The organism is Nocardioides ochotonae (assembly GCF_011420305.2).
Lineage (GTDB): Bacteria > Actinomycetota > Actinomycetes > Propionibacteriales > Nocardioidaceae > Nocardioides > Nocardioides ochotonae.
This window is the reverse complement of sequence record NZ_CP061769.1, coordinates 2,895,596-2,913,740: the sequence shown is the minus strand read 5'-3', so window position 1 is coordinate 2,913,740 and position 18,145 is coordinate 2,895,596. Positions and strand designations below refer to the sequence as shown.

General features: G+C 73.0%; 21 protein-coding genes. 12 read left to right on the top strand and 9 right to left on the bottom strand.

Going from position 1 to position 18,145, the window contains the following annotated elements; translation table 11 throughout:
- Position 1 precedes the first annotated feature (1 nt).
- Together HBO46_RS14130 and HBO46_RS14125 are read left to right on the top strand one after the other, a co-directional pair.
- Positions 2-406: a F0F1 ATP synthase subunit epsilon gene (locus HBO46_RS14130; RefSeq protein ID WP_166140555.1), complete on the top strand. Its 405-nt coding sequence runs from the start codon at positions 2-4 to the stop codon at positions 404-406.
- Positions 407-504: 98 nt separating this feature from the next.
- Entirely contained in the window at positions 505-957 is a 453-nt protein-coding gene (locus tag HBO46_RS14125; protein WP_166140556.1) for a DUF2550 domain-containing protein, read from the top strand.
- 15 nt (positions 958-972) lie between these two features.
- On the opposite strand, the gene HBO46_RS14120 is transcribed toward HBO46_RS14125, so the two are convergent.
- From HBO46_RS14120 to HBO46_RS14110, 3 genes are all read right to left on the bottom strand, one after another.
- Positions 973-1,734, bottom strand: coding sequence for a hypothetical protein (locus tag HBO46_RS14120; protein ID WP_166140557.1), 762 nt, complete (start codon positions 1,732-1,734; stop codon positions 973-975).
- Between the two features lie 4 nt (positions 1,735-1,738).
- On the bottom strand, positions 1,739-2,314 hold the full coding sequence (locus tag HBO46_RS14115; RefSeq protein ID WP_166140558.1) for a cob(I)yrinic acid a,c-diamide adenosyltransferase: 576 nt from the start codon (positions 2,312-2,314) through the stop codon (positions 1,739-1,741).
- An 87-nt stretch (positions 2,315-2,401) separates the two neighbouring features.
- A complete protein-coding gene (locus HBO46_RS14110; RefSeq protein ID WP_166140559.1) occupies positions 2,402-2,716 on the bottom strand; it encodes an STAS domain-containing protein in 315 nt (104 codons plus the stop codon).
- 294 nt (positions 2,717-3,010) lie between these two features.
- Here HBO46_RS14110 and HBO46_RS14105 point away from each other — a divergent pair, with 294 nt between their 5' ends.
- The 5 genes from HBO46_RS14105 to HBO46_RS14085 all read left to right on the top strand — a co-directional run bounded on the left by HBO46_RS14105 (position 3,011) and on the right by HBO46_RS14085 (position 8,069).
- The gene (locus HBO46_RS14105; RefSeq protein ID WP_166140560.1) at positions 3,011-5,032 is read left to right on the top strand and encodes a protein meaA; all 2,022 of its coding nucleotides are present in this window, start codon (positions 3,011-3,013) and stop codon (positions 5,030-5,032) included.
- Between the two features lie 122 nt (positions 5,033-5,154).
- Positions 5,155-5,361 (top strand): hypothetical protein, encoded by a 207-nt coding sequence (locus tag HBO46_RS14100; protein WP_166140561.1) that lies wholly within the window; start codon positions 5,155-5,157, stop codon positions 5,359-5,361.
- Between the two features lie 55 nt (positions 5,362-5,416).
- Entirely contained in the window at positions 5,417-5,941 is a 525-nt protein-coding gene (locus tag HBO46_RS14095) for a ferritin (RefSeq protein WP_166140562.1), read from the top strand.
- A 59-nt stretch (positions 5,942-6,000) separates the two neighbouring features.
- Positions 6,001-6,909, top strand: coding sequence for an NAD(P)/FAD-dependent oxidoreductase (locus HBO46_RS14090; protein WP_166140563.1), 909 nt, complete (start codon positions 6,001-6,003; stop codon positions 6,907-6,909).
- A 50-nt stretch (positions 6,910-6,959) separates the two neighbouring features.
- Positions 6,960-8,069 carry an ATP-binding protein gene (locus HBO46_RS14085; protein ID WP_166140564.1) on the top strand — a complete coding sequence of 370 codons (1,110 nt, stop codon included), beginning with the start codon at positions 6,960-6,962 and terminating at the stop codon, positions 8,067-8,069.
- Between the two features lie 40 nt (positions 8,070-8,109).
- Here HBO46_RS14085 and HBO46_RS14080 read toward each other — a convergent pair whose 3' ends face one another.
- Both HBO46_RS14080 and nucS read right to left on the bottom strand, forming a co-directional pair.
- Complete coding sequence (locus tag HBO46_RS14080) at positions 8,110-8,424, bottom strand: DUF952 domain-containing protein (RefSeq protein WP_166140565.1); 315 nt, start codon at positions 8,422-8,424, stop codon at positions 8,110-8,112.
- Between the two features lie 17 nt (positions 8,425-8,441).
- Positions 8,442-9,128, bottom strand: a complete 687-nt coding sequence (nucS, locus tag HBO46_RS14075; RefSeq protein ID WP_166140566.1) for an endonuclease NucS — start codon at positions 9,126-9,128, stop codon at positions 8,442-8,444.
- 39 nt (positions 9,129-9,167) lie between these two features.
- On the opposite strand from nucS, the gene HBO46_RS14070 reads away from it, so the two are divergent.
- Both HBO46_RS14070 and HBO46_RS14065 read left to right on the top strand, forming a co-directional pair.
- Entirely contained in the window at positions 9,168-9,731 is a 564-nt protein-coding gene (locus HBO46_RS14070; protein ID WP_166140567.1) for a GNAT family N-acetyltransferase, read from the top strand.
- A gap of 60 nt (positions 9,732-9,791) precedes the next feature.
- Positions 9,792-11,600 (top strand): 3-hydroxyacyl-CoA dehydrogenase family protein, encoded by a 1,809-nt coding sequence (locus HBO46_RS14065; RefSeq protein WP_166140568.1) that lies wholly within the window; start codon positions 9,792-9,794, stop codon positions 11,598-11,600.
- A gap of 10 nt (positions 11,601-11,610) precedes the next feature.
- Here the strand turns inward: HBO46_RS14065 and HBO46_RS14060 are convergent, their stop codons facing one another.
- On the bottom strand, positions 11,611-12,141 hold the full coding sequence (locus HBO46_RS14060; RefSeq protein ID WP_224769078.1) for an SRPBCC family protein: 531 nt from the start codon (positions 12,139-12,141) through the stop codon (positions 11,611-11,613).
- A 24-nt stretch (positions 12,142-12,165) separates the two neighbouring features.
- Positions 12,166-13,482, bottom strand: a complete 1,317-nt coding sequence (locus HBO46_RS14055; RefSeq protein ID WP_224769077.1) for a glutaminase — start codon at positions 13,480-13,482, stop codon at positions 12,166-12,168.
- On the opposite strand from HBO46_RS14055, the gene HBO46_RS14050 reads away from it, so the two are divergent.
- Entirely contained in the window at positions 13,481-14,236 is a 756-nt protein-coding gene (locus HBO46_RS14050) for a hypothetical protein (RefSeq protein WP_166140569.1), read from the top strand. The genes HBO46_RS14055 and HBO46_RS14050 overlap by 2 nt on opposite strands.
- A 1-nt stretch (position 14,237) precedes the next feature.
- Complete coding sequence (locus HBO46_RS14045) at positions 14,238-15,047, top strand: endo alpha-1,4 polygalactosaminidase (RefSeq protein WP_166140570.1); 810 nt, start codon at positions 14,238-14,240, stop codon at positions 15,045-15,047.
- Positions 15,048-15,057: 10 nt separating this feature from the next.
- On the opposite strand, the gene HBO46_RS14040 is transcribed toward HBO46_RS14045, so the two are convergent.
- Positions 15,058-15,603, bottom strand: coding sequence for a CGNR zinc finger domain-containing protein (locus HBO46_RS14040; RefSeq protein WP_166140571.1), 546 nt, complete (start codon positions 15,601-15,603; stop codon positions 15,058-15,060).
- 38 nt (positions 15,604-15,641) lie between these two features.
- Here HBO46_RS14040 and HBO46_RS14035 point away from each other — a divergent pair, with 38 nt between their 5' ends.
- On the top strand, positions 15,642-16,610 hold the full coding sequence (locus HBO46_RS14035; RefSeq protein WP_166140572.1) for an EamA family transporter: 969 nt from the start codon (positions 15,642-15,644) through the stop codon (positions 16,608-16,610).
- Positions 16,611-16,797: 187 nt separating this feature from the next.
- On the opposite strand, the gene HBO46_RS14030 is transcribed toward HBO46_RS14035, so the two are convergent.
- Positions 16,798-18,024: a coiled-coil domain-containing protein gene (locus HBO46_RS14030; protein WP_166140573.1), complete on the bottom strand. Its 1,227-nt coding sequence runs from the start codon at positions 18,022-18,024 to the stop codon at positions 16,798-16,800.
- Positions 18,025-18,145: the final 121 nt, after the last annotated feature.

Below are 18,145 nucleotides of genomic sequence, written 5' to 3'. Positions count from 1 at the left end.
CATGGCCGGCCAGGACAACGGCAGCGCGCTGCACGTCGAGCTCGTTGCGGCCGACCGCGTGGTGTGGTCGGGTGGGGCCGAGATGGTCATCGCCCGCACCACCGAGGGTGATCTGGGTGTGCTCCCCGGGCACACGCCGATGCTCTCGCTCCTCGTGGACGCCGTGGTGGAGATCATCACGACGGGTGACGAGATCGTGTTCGCCGTGGCGGACGGTGGCTTCCTGTCCGTCGCGGACGACCGCGTCTCGATCCTGTCCCCGCACGCCCTGCTGTCCCACGAGATCGACGTGGACGCAGCGCGTGCCGACCTGGAGGCGGCGTACGCCATCGTGGAGCCGAGCGAGGCGGAGACGCACATCCGTCGCGCCGAGGCCCGCATCCGCGCCGTGGAGCGCGCCTCCTAGGAGACCGGTCCTCCGGTTCCGACCCCGACGCCGACCGGTGTCTGTCGCCCAGTAGGGTGACGGACACCGGTCGACGTGTTTTTCCCCCAGGAGTGCAGATGCCGCTGTGGCAGTGGGTGCTGGACATCGCCGGCGTCCTGGTGCTCCTCGTGCTGGCCTACGGACTGGCCCTGGTGCTCCGACGCCGGGTGCTCTCGCGCGACGGCGGCACCTTCGAGCTCAGCTACCGGATGCGCGCGGACCGGCCCGGCCGCGGCTGGGTGCTCGGCCTGGGCCGCTACTCCGGTGAGCGGCTGGAGTGGTTCCGGATCTTCTCGCTGTCCCCGCGCCCCAAGCGCAGCTGGGACCGCTCGTCGCTGAGCTACGAGGTACGCCGGGTGCCGGAGGGTCACGAGGAGATGTCGCTGTACCCCGACCACGTCATCATCGGCTGCGCGAGCCCGGACGGCCCGCTCGAGCTCGCGATGAGCACGGCCTCGCTCACCGGCTTCCAGTCCTGGCTCGAGGCGCGTCCGCCCGGGGCCGACTGGTCGGCGCGCCGCCGCGCCTGATCGGCCCCGGGACGGTCAGCGCTGGATGCGCCCGGCGAGCCCCGCGACCATCGCCTGCACGGCCTCCACGTAGGCCTCGGTGCGGGTGTCGGGGTCGGCGAACAGCGACTGCGGCACCGCGAGCACGACCGAGCGCACCGCGTCGGGGGAGGGGTAGGGGCGCAGCTCCGGCTCCGCGACCTCGCTGTCCTCGCGGACCACGAGGTGCAGGTCCAGCCAGTCGAGGGCACCCAGCTCCTCGGTCAGGCCCGGGTCGTCCATGAGGTAGCGCCGCGCCCGGTCCCAGGCGGGGTCGGAGCTGGTGGCCACCCCGGTCTCGGGGTCGTCGCCCAGGTCGTCGACGCCATGGCTGGTGTACACGCCCACCGGGGGAGCGGCGACCTTCCACTGCAGGGTCACCGGGAAGGCGGGGTCGTGGTCGCGCGGCGTGGTGTCGACCGCGGCCGCGTGGCTGCTCCACCCGGCGACCAGCAGCGCCTCGGCGTCGCGCCAGCGCCAGCGTGCGGCGTCGATCTCGCCGCCGGCGGCGATGGTCGCCTCGTAGGCGTCGCGGCCGGCCGCGACCACCGCCGCGGCGAGCCATTCCTCGCTGTCCTCGGGCATGCCGGCCGGGACGGTGCAGTGGCGCAGCAGGTCGGCCACATGCACCTCGACCTCGTCGGCGAAGGCGTCACCCTCGCCGGTGCGCTGGAGCTCCAGGTCGAGGCGCTCGCAGGTCTCGTCGTCGGCGACGCCGCCGAGGGAGTCGATGAGCTCCCAGAACCGCTCGGGTGTCATCGCCTCAGTCCCGCTCGCCGCCGGGGACCCACAGCACGTCGCCCTGGGCGCCGTTGGCGTGGCGGGCCAGGATGAACAGCAGGTCCGAGAGACGGTTGAGGTAGGTGAGGGCCAGCTTGTTCATGACCTCGCCGTGCACCTCGAAGGCTGCCCAGCCGGCGCGCTCGGCGCGGCGTACGACCGTGCGGGCGACGTGCAGCTGCGCGGCGGCGGGGGTGCCGCCGTTGAGGATGAAGGAGCGCAGGGCCGGGAGCTGCGCGTTGTACTCGTCGCACCACGCCTCGAGCCGGTCGACGTAGGACTGCTCGATGCGCAGCGGCGGGTACTCCGGGTCGGCCACCACCGGGGTGCACAGGTCGGCACCGACGTCGAAGAGGTCGTTCTGGATGCGGGTGAGCACGCGCTCGACGTCGGCGTCGAGGCCGCCGGTCGCGATCGCGACGCCGATGACCGCGTTGGACTCGTCGACGTCGGCGTAGGCGTGCAGCCGCAGGTCGTTCTTGGTGGTGAGGCTCATGTCGCCGAGGCGGGTCTCGCCGCCGTCGCCGGTGCGGGTGTAGATCCTGGTGAGGTTGACCATGGCATGAGGCTAGTGCCCGCGCGCGGGGCCGCCGCCTCGGCGGCGTCCGGTCCGGCCGGCTGTGGTCAGGCCGAGATCGGACTGGTGTCAGGCGGGGACCGCGGTGCGCTCGACCTCGAGGACGCGGATCAGGCGGGACTTGTGCAGCATCCGTCGTACGGCGGGGCCGCAGCCGCGCAGCACCAGCTGCTGGCCCCGGTCCTCGTGTGCGCGGCGGGTGGCCACCGCCAGCACTTTGAGCGCGGTCAGGTCCACGACCCGCACGGCGGTGAGGTCGACGACGACCTCACCCTCGCCGTGGGCCTCGAGGTGGGCGTAGAGCGCGGGGCGCACCTTGCTGGTGCTGCGGACGTCGAAGTCCCCGCTGAGCACGAGAGCCGGCCCGTCCGAGTGGATCTCCATGGTGTCGCCCGTCTCTCGATAATGCGCGCCCGCCAGCGCTTCGTCGTGTGTTCCTCTTACCCACCATGACGCTCCGGGGACGCATTCGGTTGCACCCCGAGCGGTGATTTTGAAAATTACCCCGGATGAAATGATTAATCGCCCGAGCAAAACGCAGTTCCCCAGAAGGGGCGAGGACCATGCGCTCCCGACGGCTCCACCTTTCTCAGAGCCCGGATGTCCAGACCTGGGACGCGAATGTCGGAAAGGCCACAGGTAGTTACCAAAGGGTAGGTCTCGTCCTACCCTTCCCCCATGAGCGAGAACGACAGGCCGGACCGTCCCGTCAAGGACCGCCCGTGGGTGATGCGGACCTACGCGGGCCACTCCACTGCGGAAGCCTCCAACGCGCTGTACCGCACCAATCTCGCCAAGGGCCAGACCGGCCTCTCGGTCGCGTTCGACCTGCCGACGCAGACGGGCTACGACCCGACCGACCCGCTGGCGCGCGGCGAGGTCGGCAAGGTCGGCGTACCGGTCCCGCACCTGGGGGAGATGCGCAAGCTCTTCGACTCGATCCCCCTCACCGAGATGAACACCTCGATGACGATCAACGCGACGGCGATGTGGCTGCTCGCGATGTACCAGGTGGTCGCGGAGGAGCAGAACCCCGATCTCTCGCCCGAGGAGGTCGCGGCCCAGCTGGCCGGCACGACCCAGAACGACATCATCAAGGAGTACCTCTCCCGGGGCACCTACGTCTTCGGGCCCGAGCACTCCCTGCGCCTGATCAGCGACATGATCGCCTACACGGTCCACCAGATCCCGAAGTGGAACCCGATCAACATCTGCAGCTACCACCTGCAGGAGGCCGGCGCGACGCCGACGCAGGAGCTGGCCTACTCGCTGTGCACCGCGATTGCCGTGCTGGACGCGGTCAAGGCCTCCGGCCAGGTCTCCGAGGACGACTTCGAGAAGGTCGTCGGGCGCATTTCCTTCTTCGTGAACGCCGGTGTGCGCTTCATCGAGGAGACCTGCAAGATGCGGGCCTTCGTGCGGCTGTGGGACGAGATCACCGCGGAGCGCTACGGCGTGACCGATCCGAAGATGCGGCGCTTCCGCTACGGCGTGCAGGTGAACTCCCTGGGCCTCACCGAGGCGCAGCCGGAGAACAACGTCCAGCGCATCGTGCTGGAGATGCTCGGCGTGACGCTGTCGAAGAACGCGCGTGCCCGCGCGCTCCAGCTGCCCGCCTGGAACGAGGCGCTCGGCCTGCCGCGTCCCTGGGACCAGCAGTGGTCGCTGCGCCTGCAGCAGGTGCTGGCCGTCGAGTCGGACCTGCTGGAGTACGACGACATCTTCGAGGGCTCGCACGTGATCGAGGCCAAGGTGGCCGAGCTCGTCGAGGGTGCCCGCGCGGAGATCGAGCGGGTGCAGGAGATGGGCGGGGCGGTCGCGGCGGTCGAGTCCGGCTACATGAAGCAGGCGCTGGTCGCCAGCCACGCCGCTCGGCGCGCGCGCATCGAGTCCGGCGAGGAGCGCATCGTCGGGGTCAACTGCTACGAGACCACCGAGCCGTCCCCGCTGACCGCGGACCTGGACGCCGCGATCATGGCGGCCGACCCGGCCGCCGAGCAGTCGGCGATCGACAGCGTCGAGGCCTGGAAGGCCCAGCGTGACGAGGCGGAGGTCGCCCGCGCCCTCGAGGCGCTCGCGGCCGCCGCGAAGACCGACACGAACCTGATGGCGGCGACGCTGGTCGCCGCGCGCGCCGGTGCGACCACGGGGGAGTGGGCCGGCACCCTGCGCGAGGTCTTCGGCGAGTTCCGTGCGCCGACCGGTGTCAGCGGCGCCGTCGGGGTGGCCGCCCCTGGCGCCGACCTCGCAGCGGTCCGCGAGCGGGTGCGGGCCACCGGCGAGGAGCTGGGCGGGCGGCTGCGCCTGCTGGTCGGCAAGCCCGGCCTCGACGGGCACAGCAACGGCGCCGAGCAGGTCGCCGTGCGTGCGCGCGACGCGGGGTTCGAGGTGGTCTACCAGGGCATCCGGCTGACCCCGGAGCAGATCGTCGGCGCCGCCGTGGCCGAGGACGTGCACTGCGTGGGCCTCTCGATCCTCTCCGGCTCGCACATGGAGCTGGTGCCGGCCGTGCTCGACGGGCTGCGTGCCGCCGGTCTGGCGGACGTGCCGGTGATCGTCGGGGGGATCATCCCCGACTCCGACGGGCGCCGGTTGCGCGAGCTGGGCGTCGCCGGGGTCTACACCCCCAAGGACTTCGGCCTGACCGAGATCATGGGCGGCATCGTCGAGGTCATCCGCCGCGCCCACGACCTGGACTGACTGACCCGGTCACGGGGTCCTGGTCCGCCCGGCGCGCCAGGACCCGTGCCCGGGTGGCGCGGGCCACAGAAAGTTGGACAAAGGTAAGGCATGCCTAACGAATGCCTGTTACCGTGCTGCGCATGGCGAAGGGCAAGGCGAAGGACCCCTCGAAGGTCCGCAAGCTTCCGAAGATGGAGTGCTGCGAGTCCAAGTCCAAGTGCGGGCGCTGCCCGCTGCGGATGCTGAAGGAGGGCACGCTGCCCCCGGGGTATACGGTCAAGAAGCGCAAGCTCGTGCGGGTCGACGGCAAGAAGGTCACCAAGAAGAAGCTTGCCGAGGTCGCCTGAGCGCTCTGCTCGTGGCGGCCTCCTCCCGAGTCCACCTCCAGCCAGGAGCCCACTGATGGTCGCCCCCCGTTTCGCCGAGCAGCTCAACGTCCAGATCGGCAACGAGTTCGCCGCCCACAACCAGTACCTCGCCTGCGCGGTGCACTACGACGCGCTGACGATGCCGCGCATGGCGGCGTTCTTCTACGCCCAGGCGCTCGAGGAGCGCGACCACGCGATGATGATGGTGCAGTACCTCCTCGACACCGACGCCGACGTCGTGATCCCGGGCGCGGAGGCGCCGGTCGCGCACTTCGAGGACGTCGTCGCACCGATCCGCCTGGCCCTGGAGCAGGAGAAGCGGGTCACCGAGCAGATCAACGACCTGCTGCGCGTGGCGCGCGAGGAGAGCGACTTCGCCTCCGAGCAGTTCATGCAGTGGTTCATCAAGGAGCAGGTCGAGGAGGTCGCGACGATGTCGGACCTGCTGGCCGTGGCGATCCGCAACCGCGACGACGTCGAGGACCTCGAGGACTACGTCGCGCGCGAGCAGGGCGGCGGCGACAGCGACCCGACCGCGCCGCGCATCGCCGGCGCCTGATCCTCCCCGATGCGCCAGACTGCGGCGTGAGACAGGGCGTCGATCCGCGGAGGTAGCTCGTGAGCAGGGTGATCGTGGTCGGGGCCGGCGTGGTCGGCCTGACATCGGCGGTGCGGCTGCTCGAGGCTGGCCACCGCGTCGACGTGGTCGCGCGCGACCTGCCGCTGGAGACGACCTCGGCGATCGCCGCGGCGCTCTGGTACCCCTACCGCGCCCTGCCCCAGGAGCGGGTCACCGCCTGGGCGGCGCGCTCGCGCGAGGTGCTCGCGGCGCTGGCCGCGGCCGACCCGGACGCCGGGGTGCGCCTGCGGCGGGGCACCGAGGTGCTGGCCGAGGCAGCCGGGCCGCCGTGGTGGGCCGGCGCCGTACCGGTGCTGGAGGCCCCGCGCGTCCTGCCGCCCGGGTACGCCGGCGGCTGGTCGTTCGTGGCGCCCGTGGTCGACATGCCGGTGCACCTGCGCTGGCTCGCCGCACGCGTCGAGGCGCTCGGCGGCACCCTCACCCGGCTCAACCTCGCCGCCCTTCCCGACGGCGCCGACCTGGTGGTCGACTGTGCCGGCATCGGCACCCGGCTGCTCGCCGCCGACAGGTCGGTCGAGCCGGTGCGCGGGCAGGTCGTCCACCTCGAGCAGGTCGGGCTCGAGGAGTGGTGGCTCGACGCCGCCGGGCCGACGTACGTCGTGCCGCGCGAGCGGGAGATCATCGTCGGCGGGACCGACGAGGAGGGCGTCTGGAGCCGTACGCCGGACCCCGACGTCGCGGACTCGATCCTGCGCCGTGCCACCGCGCTCGTGCCACAGATCGCCGGCGCGCGGGTGCTGCGCCACCGCGTCGGGCTGCGTCCGGTACGCCCCACCGTGCGCCTGGAGCGGGTCGGGCGGGTGATCCACTGCTACGGCCACGGCGGGGCAGGAGTGACGCTCGCGTGGGGCTGCGCCGAGGAGGTCGCCGGGCTCGCCGCCGGGTGAGCGCCGCCCCGCCAGGACCGGCCCGACCGCCGGGCCCGTACGATTCCCGCGTGCATCGGCCCGAGCTCGACAGTGGCCTGTTCCGGGAGCTGCTCGACGCGGCCCCCGACCCGACGGTGATCGTCGACGCGGACGGCACGATCGTGCTTGTGAACCGGCAGGTCGAGCGGGTGCTCGGCCATCGTCGTGAGGAGCTGGTCGGGCAGCCGGTCGAGGTGCTCGTGCCGATGCGCTTCCGGGCGAGGCACCCGCAGCGGCGCGAGGACTTCCTGCGCCATCCGAGCACGCGCCCGATGAGCTCCTCGCTCCAGCTGTGCGCCGTGCACCGCGACGGCCGTGAGGTGCCGGTCGAGATCTCGCTGTCGCCGCTGGAGACCGCGAGCGGCCTGCTGGTGTCGGCGGCACTGCGCGACATCACCGAGCGGCGCCGCATGGAGGCCGAGGCCGACCGGATGCGCGATGAGCTGATCGCGACCGTCTCCCACGAGCTGCGCACGCCGCTGACCTCGGTCATCGGCTGCTCCGAGCTGCTGGCCGACCTCCCCGAGGAGGAGGTGGGTGCGCGGGCCCGCCGGCTGGTCGAGATCATCCGGCGCAACGCGGCACGAGAGCTGCGGCTGGTCGACGACCTGCTCACGGTGGCGTTCCTCGACGGGGAGCGGCTGCGCGTGCAGTGCGCCCCGACGGACCTGGCGGCGGTCGCCGGGCACGTGGCGAGCGACCAGGCCCCCGCGGCCCGCGCGGCCGGCGTCGAGCTGCTGCTCGAGGCCGCGCAGCTCTCGGCGGTCTCCGGCGACCACGACCGGCTGGTGCAGGTGCTGGAGAACCTGCTGACGAACGCCGTGAAGTTCACCCCGGCCGGCGGCCGGGTCACGGTACGGGTGTGCGAGCGCGGCGGCGACCCGGTGCTCGAGGTGAGCGACACCGGCGTCGGCGTGGAGCCGGAGGAGGTGCCGCGGCTGTTCGAGCGGCTCTACCGCACCCCGGGCGCGGTCGCCACCCAGGCGCCGGGCGCCGGCCTCGGGCTCTCGATCGTGCAGAAGCTGGTGGCCGCCCACGACGGGACCGTCACCGTGGAGAGCGAGCGGGGCCGCGGGACCACCGTCCGGGTCCGGCTGCGCTACGCCGGTCCCGACGCCAGCCCGGCCGGTCCGGCCTGAGCGCCGGCCGGCCGGACGGGAGGCGACGGCCCGGACCCGCTCAGATCGCGCGGACCGCGACGACGGCGGCGGGCGGGAGCGCGCCGTACACGTGCGGGAAGGTCTCCGTCGCCCCGGGCGTCGGCGGCTCCTCGACGACCGGTACGTCGAGCAGGTCGGTGTCGATCTCGAGCAGCACGAGCGGCTCGGTGGCGTCGGCGTAGTACGCCGCGTGCACCGCCTCCCACTGCTCGGCGCGGGCGGCGTGGATGAACCCCTCCTCGGCGAGGCTCGTCCCGCGGGTGGAGGTGGTGTAGGCGCCGGACGCCTGCGCCGCCTCCCAGTCGGCGCGGGTGGCGACGTGGAAGATGCGCATGGTCAGGCTCCGGGGCTTTAGAACAGCCGGTGGCTCGGGTCGTCGAGGCCGCGCAGGGCGTCGTAGTCCACCGTGACGCAGCGGATGCCGCGGTCCTCGGCGAGCACCCGGGCCTGGGGCTTGATCTGCTGGGCGGCGAAGACGCCGCTCACCGCGCCGTTGGTGGTCAGCAGCGGGTCGCGGTTGAGCAGCTCGAGGTAGCGGGTGAGCTGCTCGACGCCGTCGATGTCGCCGCGGCGCTTGATCTCCACGGCCACGCTGCGGCCGTCGGCGTCACGGCACATCAGGTCGACCGGGCCGATCGCGGTGGGGAACTCCCGGCGCACCAGCGTCAGGCCGGGCGCGAGGGTGGCGGGGTGCTCGGCGAGCAGCTCCTGCAGGTGCTTCTCGACGCCGTCCTTCTGCAGGCCGGGGTCCACGCCGAGGTCGTGGCTGGAGTCGCTGATGACCTCGTCCAGCAGGATCCGCAGGGTGTCGTCGGTCTTGGTGCTGGTGACCGTCCACTCCGGCACGCCGTCCTCGGTGGTGCCCTCGCGCAGGGTGCACGGCGGCGACATCCAGTTCAGCGGCTTGTAGGAGCCGCCGTCGGAGTGCACGAGCACCGAGCCGTCGGCCTTGATCATCAGCACCCGGGTGGCCATCGGCAGGTGGGCGGTGAGCCGACCGGCGTAGTCGATCTGGCACTTCGCAACGACGAGTCTCACGTGCGCAGAGGCTACCGGTCGCCCGCGTAGGGTCTGCGCATGGCCGACCACCTCAGCCCGGCGGGCGCCGCGGGCACGCCCCCGAAGCCCTCCGCGGTACGCCGCGACGTACGACCGGCTGCGCCGCGCGACCTGCGCCGGCTGGCGGCGGTGGAGGCCGCTGCCGACGCGGTGCTCCTCGAGGCGCTCGGCGTCACGGCCGGCGAGGCCGGCTGGGGTGCGCCCGTCGACGGACGCGACCGCGACCTGCTGCCGGGCTTCGTGCTGGTGGCCGGGGATCCGCCGGTCGGCTTCGCCCACGTCGTCGTGGTCGACGGGGACGCCCACCTCGAGCAGCTCGCCGTCCATCCGGAGCACGCCCGCCAGGGGATCGGGGCCGCGCTGGTGCAGGCGGCCCGCGAGGAGGCCCGGTGGGCCGGGCACGACCGGCTCTCGCTGACGACGTACCGCGACGTCGCCTTCAATGCCCCGTTCTACCGGCGGCTGGGCTTCTCCGAGGTCGCCCGTCCGAGCGCGTGGCAGCAGCGGCTGCTCGCCGACGAGCGGGCGCGCGGCCTGGAGCGGCCGGGGGAGCGGGTGCTGCTCGACATCGCGCTCTGGTGAGCCGAGGTCGGTGACCCGGGTCACTGTTACTCCTGAGTAATACGTGCCATGATCCCCGCCATGACGAGCGCCCCCGCAACGCCCGCAGCCTCCCGCCCCTTCACGACCATCGGCGTCGTCGGACTCGGCACCATGGGTGCCGGGGTCGCCGAGGTCTTCGCCCGCACCGGCCATCGCGTCGTCGGTGTCGAGCTCGACGAGGAGACGCTGGCCCGGGGCCGCGCCCACCTGGAGCACTCCACCGCCCGCGCCGTGCGCGGCGGCAAGCTCAGTGAGGCCGAGCAGGCGGAGATCCTGGGCCGGATCACCCTGACCACCTCGCTGCGGGACCTCGCCGACGCCGACCTGGTGCTCGAGGCGATCCCGGAGTCGATGGAGGCCAAGAAGCAGGTCTTCCGCGAGCTCGACACGATCGTGGGCCCCGACGCGATCCTGGCGACCAACACCTCCTCGCTGTCGGTGACCGACCTGTCCGCCGCGACCGCGCGGCCGGGACGGGTGGTCGGCACCCACTTCTTCAACCCCGCGCCCGTGCAGGACCTCGTGGAGGTCGTGCGCACGGTGGTCACCGAGCAGTCGGTCCTCGACGACGTCACCGCGCTGGTGCGGACGCTGGGGAAGACCCCGGTGGTCTGCGGCGACAAGGCTGGGTTCATCGCCAACACGCTGCTGTTCGGCTACCTCAACCACGCGGTGTCGATGTACGAGAACAAGTACGCCTCCCGCGAGGACATCGACGCCGCGATGCGCTACGGCTGCGGCTACCCGATGGGCCCGCTGGCGCTGCTGGACCTGATCGGCCTCGACACGGCGTACGAGATCCTGGACACGATGTACAAGCAGGGCCGCGACCGCCTGCACGCCCCGGCGCCGATCCTCAAGCAGATGGTCACCGCGGGCCTGCTGGGCCGCAAGACCGGTCGCGGCTTCTACACCTACGAGGGTCCCGACAGTCCGGTCGTGGTCCCCGACGACAAGACGCCGTCCGCCGACGCGCGCCCGCAGCTGCGCCACGACATCGCCCGGGTCGGCGTCGTCGGCACCGGCACGATGGCGACCGGCATCGTCGAGGTGTTCGCCAAGGCGGGCTTCGAGGTGGTGTACGTCGGGCGCTCGGAGGCGAAGGTCGCCGGGGTGCGCGCCGCGATCGAGAAGTCGCTGGACAAGGCGGTGCAGCGCGGCAAGCTGCCCGAGGCGGCCAAGGGCGAGGTGCTCGCCCGGCTGACCGGCGCCACCTCGCTCGACGAGCTCGCGTCGGTGGACATCGTGGTGGAGGCGATCGCGGAGGACCTCGAGGTCAAGACGACGCTGTTCGCGAACCTCGACGAGATCTGCAAGCCCGGCGCGATCCTGGCCACGACGACCTCCTCGCTGCCGATCATCACCTGCGCGCAGGCGACCACCCGGCCCCGCGACGTGGTCGGCATGCACTTCTTCAACCCGGCGCCGATCATGAAGCTGGTCGAGGTGGTCTCCACCGTCGCCACCGACGAGGCGGTCACCGAGACCACCCGGGCGCTGTGCGAGAAGGTCGGCAAGGTCGCGGTCAGCTGCACCGACCGGGCGGGCTTCATCGTCAACGCGCTGCTGTTCCCCTACCTCAACGACGCGGTGCGGATGCTCGAGGCGCACTACGCCAGCGCCGACGACATCGACTCCGCGATGAAGCTGGGCTGCGCGCTGCCGATGGGACCCTTCGAGCTGCTCGACGTGGTCGGCAACGACGTCTCGCTGGCGATCCAGCGGGAGCTCTACCTGGAGTTCCGCGAGCCCGGCTTCGCGCCGGCCCCGCTGCTGGAGCACCTGGTGACCGCGGGCTACCTCGGTCGCAAGACCGGGCGCGGGTTCCGCGACCACTCGCGTCGCTAGTCGCTGGTCGTCAATCGGCGCTGGTGGGCCGCGGCTGCTCCGGTCGGGGGTAGCCGCGGCGCACCGTGCGGTCCAGGATCCCCAGGGTCGCGCGCAGCGCGGCCTCGGAGACGACCGGGAACATGTCCAGGGCCGCCCAGTCCGGGTGGATGTCGGACCAGTCGTAGAACGACGTCACCAGGGTGCGCGCCGGGTCCTCGGGGTGCTCGGGGTCGGGGGAGAGGCGGTAGCCGTAGACGTGCCCGATCTGCGGGCGCACCCGGCCCAGGATCGTCCACGAGATCAGCCGGTCCGGCTCGAGGTCACGGATCGTCACGGTGACGTCGTAGCGGCCCATCTCCGGGATGTCGTTGAGCGACTCGCGGTCCATGTGCACCACGAAGCTGTCCCCGGCGGCGCGGACCGGGTCCCCGCTCGCGTCCTGGAGCATCCCGGTGGCATCCACGGCCACGTGGCCGTGGGGGTCGCAGAGCAGGGCGAAGATGTCGGCGGCGGGCGCGGCGATGGTGCGCGAGGTCTCCAGGCGGGTGTCGTGGGTCACGGGTCCGATCGTGGCACAGGGCCCTCAGCGGCTGCGTCGCACCGGCACGTGGACCCCGTCGCCGGCGTCCAGGTCGCCGTCGGCGTGGTCGTCGGGGAACGCCTCGAGCATCGCGTCCGGGTCCACGAGCGTGACCTCGTGACCGTCGTGCACCAGGCGGCGTACCGCCTCCAGGAGCATGCGCCGGCCCACGTCGCGGACCTCGGTGACCCGGGTCAGGTCGAGTAGCACGCCCCGGTTCGACGGCGGCTCGTCGGACAGGTCGCGTAGCACCCGCTCCATGCCCACGAAGTTCACCGAGCCCTCGAGCTCGAAGACCCAGCCCTCACCGGCGTCGCCGGGCATCCGGGTGCGGCTGCGCATCAGGGAGCGGGCCGGCGGCGGCACCTCCATGAGGTGCATGCCCATGTCACGGGAGAGCCGTTCGAAGACCTGTACGCCGCGCACCGAGTTGCCGTGGCGGTCCAGGCGCGGCGAGAACGTCGCCAGGCCGGCCTGGCCGGGGAGGGCGCCGATCAGCCCGCCGGCGACGCCGCTCTTGGCCGGGATGCCGACGCTGGTGAACCAGTCGCCCGCGGCGTCGTACATGCCGCAGGTCGCCATCACCGCCATCACCTGGCGGGTGACGGCGTGGGCGACCACCCGCTCGCCGGTCACCGGGTGCACCCCGCCGCTGGCGAGGGTGGCGGCCATGACCGCCAGGTCGCGCGCGGTCACCAGCAGCGAGCACTGTCGGGTGTAGCCCTCGACCACCTCCTGCGCGTCGGCCTCGATGATGCCGTGGCTGCGCAGCATGAATGCGATCGCGCGGTTGCGGTCGGCCTCGGCGAGCTCGGAGGCGAGGACGGTCTCGTCGACCTCGAGCTTGCGGCCGGCGAAGGCGGAGAACCCGCGCTGAACGGTCTCGTCGTCGAGCAGGGCGTGCGCGGTCAGCGCGCCGGCGTTGATCATCGGGTTGAACGGACGCCCGGTGCCCAGCTCCAGCGACAGCTCGTTGAAGGCGTCGCCCGAGGGTTCGACCCCGACCCGCTCGAGCACCGCGTCCAGGCCGTGCTCGGCGATGGCCAGGGCGTAGGCGAAGGGCTTGGAGATCGACTGGATGGTGAAGGCGACGTCGTGGTCGCCCACGCCGTACACCTGGCCGTCGACGGTCGCCAGCGCCAGCCCGAGCCGGTCGGGGTCGGCCTGCGCCAGCTCGGGGATGTAGGCGGCCAGCTCGCCCTCCGTGTCGTCGGTGCAGGCGTCGAGCACCTCGGTCAGGTAGTCCGGGATCGGGGAGCGCATCTCGACACCCCACCACACCGCCCGCGGGGTTGCCGCGACGTCGTAGTGTCGGACCATGAAGTGGCTGGTCGTTCTCGTCGTGGTCGCCGCCGTCGTGGCCGTGGTCGTCGTCGCCTCGAACCGTCGCAAGGCGCGTGAGCTCGAGCGCCGCGAGGCCGAGCTCGCTCCGGTGCGCAAGCTGACCTTCGAGGACATCACCGCCTTCGGCGTCGACCTGCAGGAGCTCGACCTCGAGCTCGCCGGGCACCACCTCGACGCCGGCGCGAACGCCGACTACCAGCGCGCGCTCGACGCCTACGAGGCCGCCAAGACCGCCGGTGACGCGCTCACTGCCCCCGAGGAGGTCAAGCACGTCACCGAGATCATCGAGGACGGTCGCTATGCGATCGCGTGCGTGCGCGCCCGGGTGCACGGCCAGCCGCTGCCCACCCGGCGCCCGCCGTGCTTCTTCGACCCCCGTCACGGGCTGTCGGTCGCCGACGTCTCGTGGACGCCGGCGGGCGGTGCCGAGCGCGAGGTGCCGGCCTGCGCGCTCGACGTCGAGCGGGTCCGGGCCGGAGCGGCGCCGGACACCCGTCAGGTCATGGTCGGTGCCAAGCGGGTGCCGTACTGGGAGGGCGGGCGTGCCTACCAGCCGTACGCCGCCGGCTACTTCGGCGGGTTCCAGGCGATGGACTTCATGTTCATGGGCCTGATGTTCGGCGCGTTCGGGGGCTTCGACGCGATCGGTGAGGTCGGCGAGGGTCTCGGCGACATGTTCGGCGGGATCGGCGAGGGCCTGGGCGACATGTTCGACGGCTTCGACTTCTGAGGTGACCCCGCGGCGGGGGACCACGCTCGGTGCCCTCGTGTTGCTGGTGCTGCTCGTGCTGCTCGCCGGGGTGCCGGGAGCTGGCGCGGCCGCCGGGCCGTCGGCGGATGCGGATCGGCCACGGGCGCTGCCGGTCGGCACGGACGCCGACTACCAGCTCGGCGGGGTGCGGGCGGTGCCGGCGCGGGTCGGCATCGTGGTGCGCGACCGGGGCGCCGAGCCGGTGCCCGGGCGCTACAACGTCTGCTACGTCAACGGCTTCCAGACCCAGCCCGACGAGCGCCGGTTCTGGCGCGCGCGACCGGGGCTGGTGCTGCGCCAGGACGGCCGGCCGGTCGCCGACACGGAGTGGGGCGAGTGGCTGCTCGACCTGCGTACGCCGGCCACGCGCGAGCGGCTGGCGCGGGTGGTCGGGCGCTGGACCCGCGCCTGCGCGCGCGACGGCTTCGACGCCGTCGAGCTCGACAACCTCGACTCCTTCACCCGCAGCCGCGGGCTGCTGACCCGCGGGCAGGCCGTCGCCTTCGCGCGGCTGCTCATCCGCGACGCGCACGCGGCCGGCCTGGCTGTCGGGCAGAAGAACCTGCCGGGGCTGCGCGGCTCGCGGCTCGGCTTCGACTTCGCGGTGGCCGAGGAGTGCGGGCGCTACGCCGAGTGCAGGCGCTACGCGGCGTCGTACGGTCGGCGGGTGCTGGCGGTGGAGTACCGCGCCCGGGACTTCCGGCGGACCTGCCGGAACCGCGCCGCGGCGTGGGCGGTCGTGCTGCGCGATCGGGCGGTGTCGCCGCGCGGTGTGCGTCGGTGGTGCTGAGCGGCGCGGCTCAGCCGGCCGGGACCGAGGACTGGCGGGCGCGGTAGGCGGCCACGGCGTTGCGGTTGCCGCAGGCCACCGAGCAGAACCGCTTGGAGCGGTTGCGCGAGAGGTCCACGACGACGCCCTCGCAGTCCTCGTCGGCGCAGACGCCGAGGCGGCTCAGCTCGTCGGCACGGATGACGTCGGTCATCGCCATCGCGGTCTCGACACAGATGCGGGTCACCAGCGGGGCGTCGGGATCCACCGCGTGCAGGTGCCAGTCCCAGTCGTCGTGGCGCACCAGCTGGGGGAGCGCCGCCCCCTCGCGCAGCATCGCGTTGACCAGGTCGACGGCTGCGTCGCGCTCGGCGGTGAGCAGCTCGCGCAGCCGCGGGCGCAGGGCGCGCACGTCGTCGAGCTCGGCGCGCGTCCCCTCGCGCCGGCCGGTGTACTCCCAGGCGGCGTAGAACTCGTCGAGATCGGCGACGGACGTCAGGGTGTCGGGGGGCAGGGCGGAGTTCGCGAGAGCGGCGGCGGCCTGCAGGGACACGGCGGTGTCATGAGCGAAGGTCACTTTGACAGGTTACCGCCCAACGCCTAGCGTCAGGGACCATGGCATCAGTGACCCATGACGCGACGGTCTCGGCGGCCGCCGGGCGGCGTCTGGCGACCGGCCTCGGCTTCGCCGTGGCCTCCGCTCTCAGCTTCGGCATGTCCGGCTCGCTCGCGCGGGGGTTGCTCGACACGGGCTGGAGCCCCGGAGCCGTCGTCCTGGTGCGGGTCGGCATGGCCGCGCTCCTGGTGCTGCCCTTCGGGCTCGTGGCCCTGCGCGGGCGGTGGTCGCTGCTGCGCGACAACGCCGGCGTCGTGACTCTCTACGGCCTGCTCGCCGTCGCGGGGGCGCAGTTCTGCTACTTCTCGGCCGTGCAGCACATGCAGGTGGCGCCGGCGCTCCTGATCGAGTACACCGCCCCCGCCGCCGTCGTGGGCTGGATGTGGCTGCGCCACGGCCACCGTCCGGGCGCGGTGACACTCACCGGCGCGGCCGTGTCCGTCGCCGGTCTGGTGCTGGTGCTCGATGTGTTCTCCGGCGCCGAGCTGAGCGTCGTCGGCGTGCTGTGGGCGCTCGGTGCGATGGTGGGGGCCGCGTCCTACTTCGTGATCTCCGCCGACGAGAGCTTCGGGCTGCCGCCGATGGTGCTCGCTGCCGGCGGGCTGGTGGTCGGCACCGTCGTCCTCGGCACCCTCGCGGTGCTCGGCGTACTGCCCATGTCGGCGGGGACCACCCCGGCGCAGTACGCCGTCGGCGAGGTCTCCTGGTGGGTCCCCCTGGTCGCCCTGGGCGTGGTCACCGCGGCGATCGCCTACACCACCGGCATCGCCGCCGGCCGGCGGCTCGGCTCCCGGCTGGCGTCGTTCGTCGCGCTGCTCGAGGTCGTCGCCGCGGTGGGGTTCGCCTGGCTGCTCCTGCACGAGCTGCCCGGCTGGGTCCAGCTCGCCGGTGGCCTGCTGGTGCTCGTCGGCGTGGTCGGCGTCCAGGCCGGCGAGCGCACCGTCGTGCGCGTCGAGCCCACGATCTGAGGCGGTGCCGCCCGCGCCAGCTGCAACGCGGGGTTATTGCCGCTCCACACGCGTCGTACGACGTGCGAAGCGTCGACAGTCCGTGGGAAGCGCCCGCGCCCGCGCCACAAGCGCCGACTCGTGCAACCACAAGCGCCGACTCGGCCCACCATGGGGGCCGAGTCGGCGCTCGTGAGTGTGGGTGGGGTCAGTCGTCGTCGCCGAAGCCGGCGACCACGTCGCGCAGCGAGGCGAGCTGGGCGGTGATGGCGTCGCGGCGACGGCGCAGGCGGTCCAGCTCGGCACGGGTGGCGGCGAGCTCGCGCTCGGCCTCGGCCTGGCCGGTGGAGCTGATCGAGTCGGCCTGGCTGCGCGCCGAGGTCACGATCTGCTCGGCCTCGCGGCGGGCCCGGACCAGCAGCGCCTCGGCCTCCGCCTGGGCGTGGCTGCGCTGCTCGCTGGCCTGGAGGTTCGCCTGGCGGGCACGCTCCTCGGCGGCCGTGGCGCGGGCCTCGGCCTCCTCGACCAGCTTGCGGGTCTCCGCGGTGGCGCTCTGGTGGAAGTCGGTGGCCTCGCGGGCCAGGCGCTCCTTCTCGACCGCCAGCATCCGGCGGGCCTCCTGGACCTCGCGGTCCGCGGCGGCGCGCGCCTGCTCGACCTCGCGCTGGGCGGTGGTGCGCAGCTCGGTGGCCTCCTGCTGGGAGGCCAGGCGCAGCTGCTCGGCCTCACGGCGAGCGGAGGCGCGCAGGTCCTCGGCCTCGCTGCGGGCGAGCGCGCGCTCCTGCTCGGCGTCGGCCATGGCGCGGGTGCGCTGCTCGTCGAGCTCCTGGAGCTGCACCACGCGCATGTCCTCGGCCTCGCGGGCGGCGTCGGCACGGGTGGCCTTCGCGTCGCGGGTGGCCTGCTCGCGGATCTCCGAGGCCTCGCGCAGCGCGGTCTCGCGGATCTCGGCGGCCTCCTCCTCGGCGAGGCGCAGCATGGCGCTGGCGCGCCCGCCCAGGCCGGCGTACGACGGGTTCTCGACCTCGGCGAGCTGCTCGCGGGCCCGCTCCAGCTCGGCCTGCAGTGCGGCGGTGCGCTGCTCGGCCTGGGTCAGGCCGGAGGCGAGCCCGGCGCGCTCAGCGGCGAGCTGGGCGAGTCGGGCGTCGACGGCGCTGGGCTCGTAGCCGTTGCGGCGCACGATGGGGAAGCGCTCGACCGGCGCCGCCGCGGCACGAGGTGCGGCAGCGGCGGGCGCGGGCGGAGGCGGTACGGCGGCGGCCGGAGCGGCGGGGCGCTGCGCGGCCGGTCGTGGGGCGGGACGCCCGGCCGGCTGGGACGGACCCGGGGCTGGGGACGGGTTCTTGACGACGGGGATGACCTGCGTCTTGTCGGCGTCCGGCGAGGTGCCGCGCTCCGGCTCGTCGTCGAAGATGGACAGACCCTGGTCGCTCATCGAGTTCCTCTTCCACTGAGATCGGGTGGATCGCTGTCACGGTGTGGACCGGTGCGTGCCGGCACCCCCGCGCTGCCCCCCATCCTCCCCGATGGACGGTGAAGAACCCACCCGCCACTCC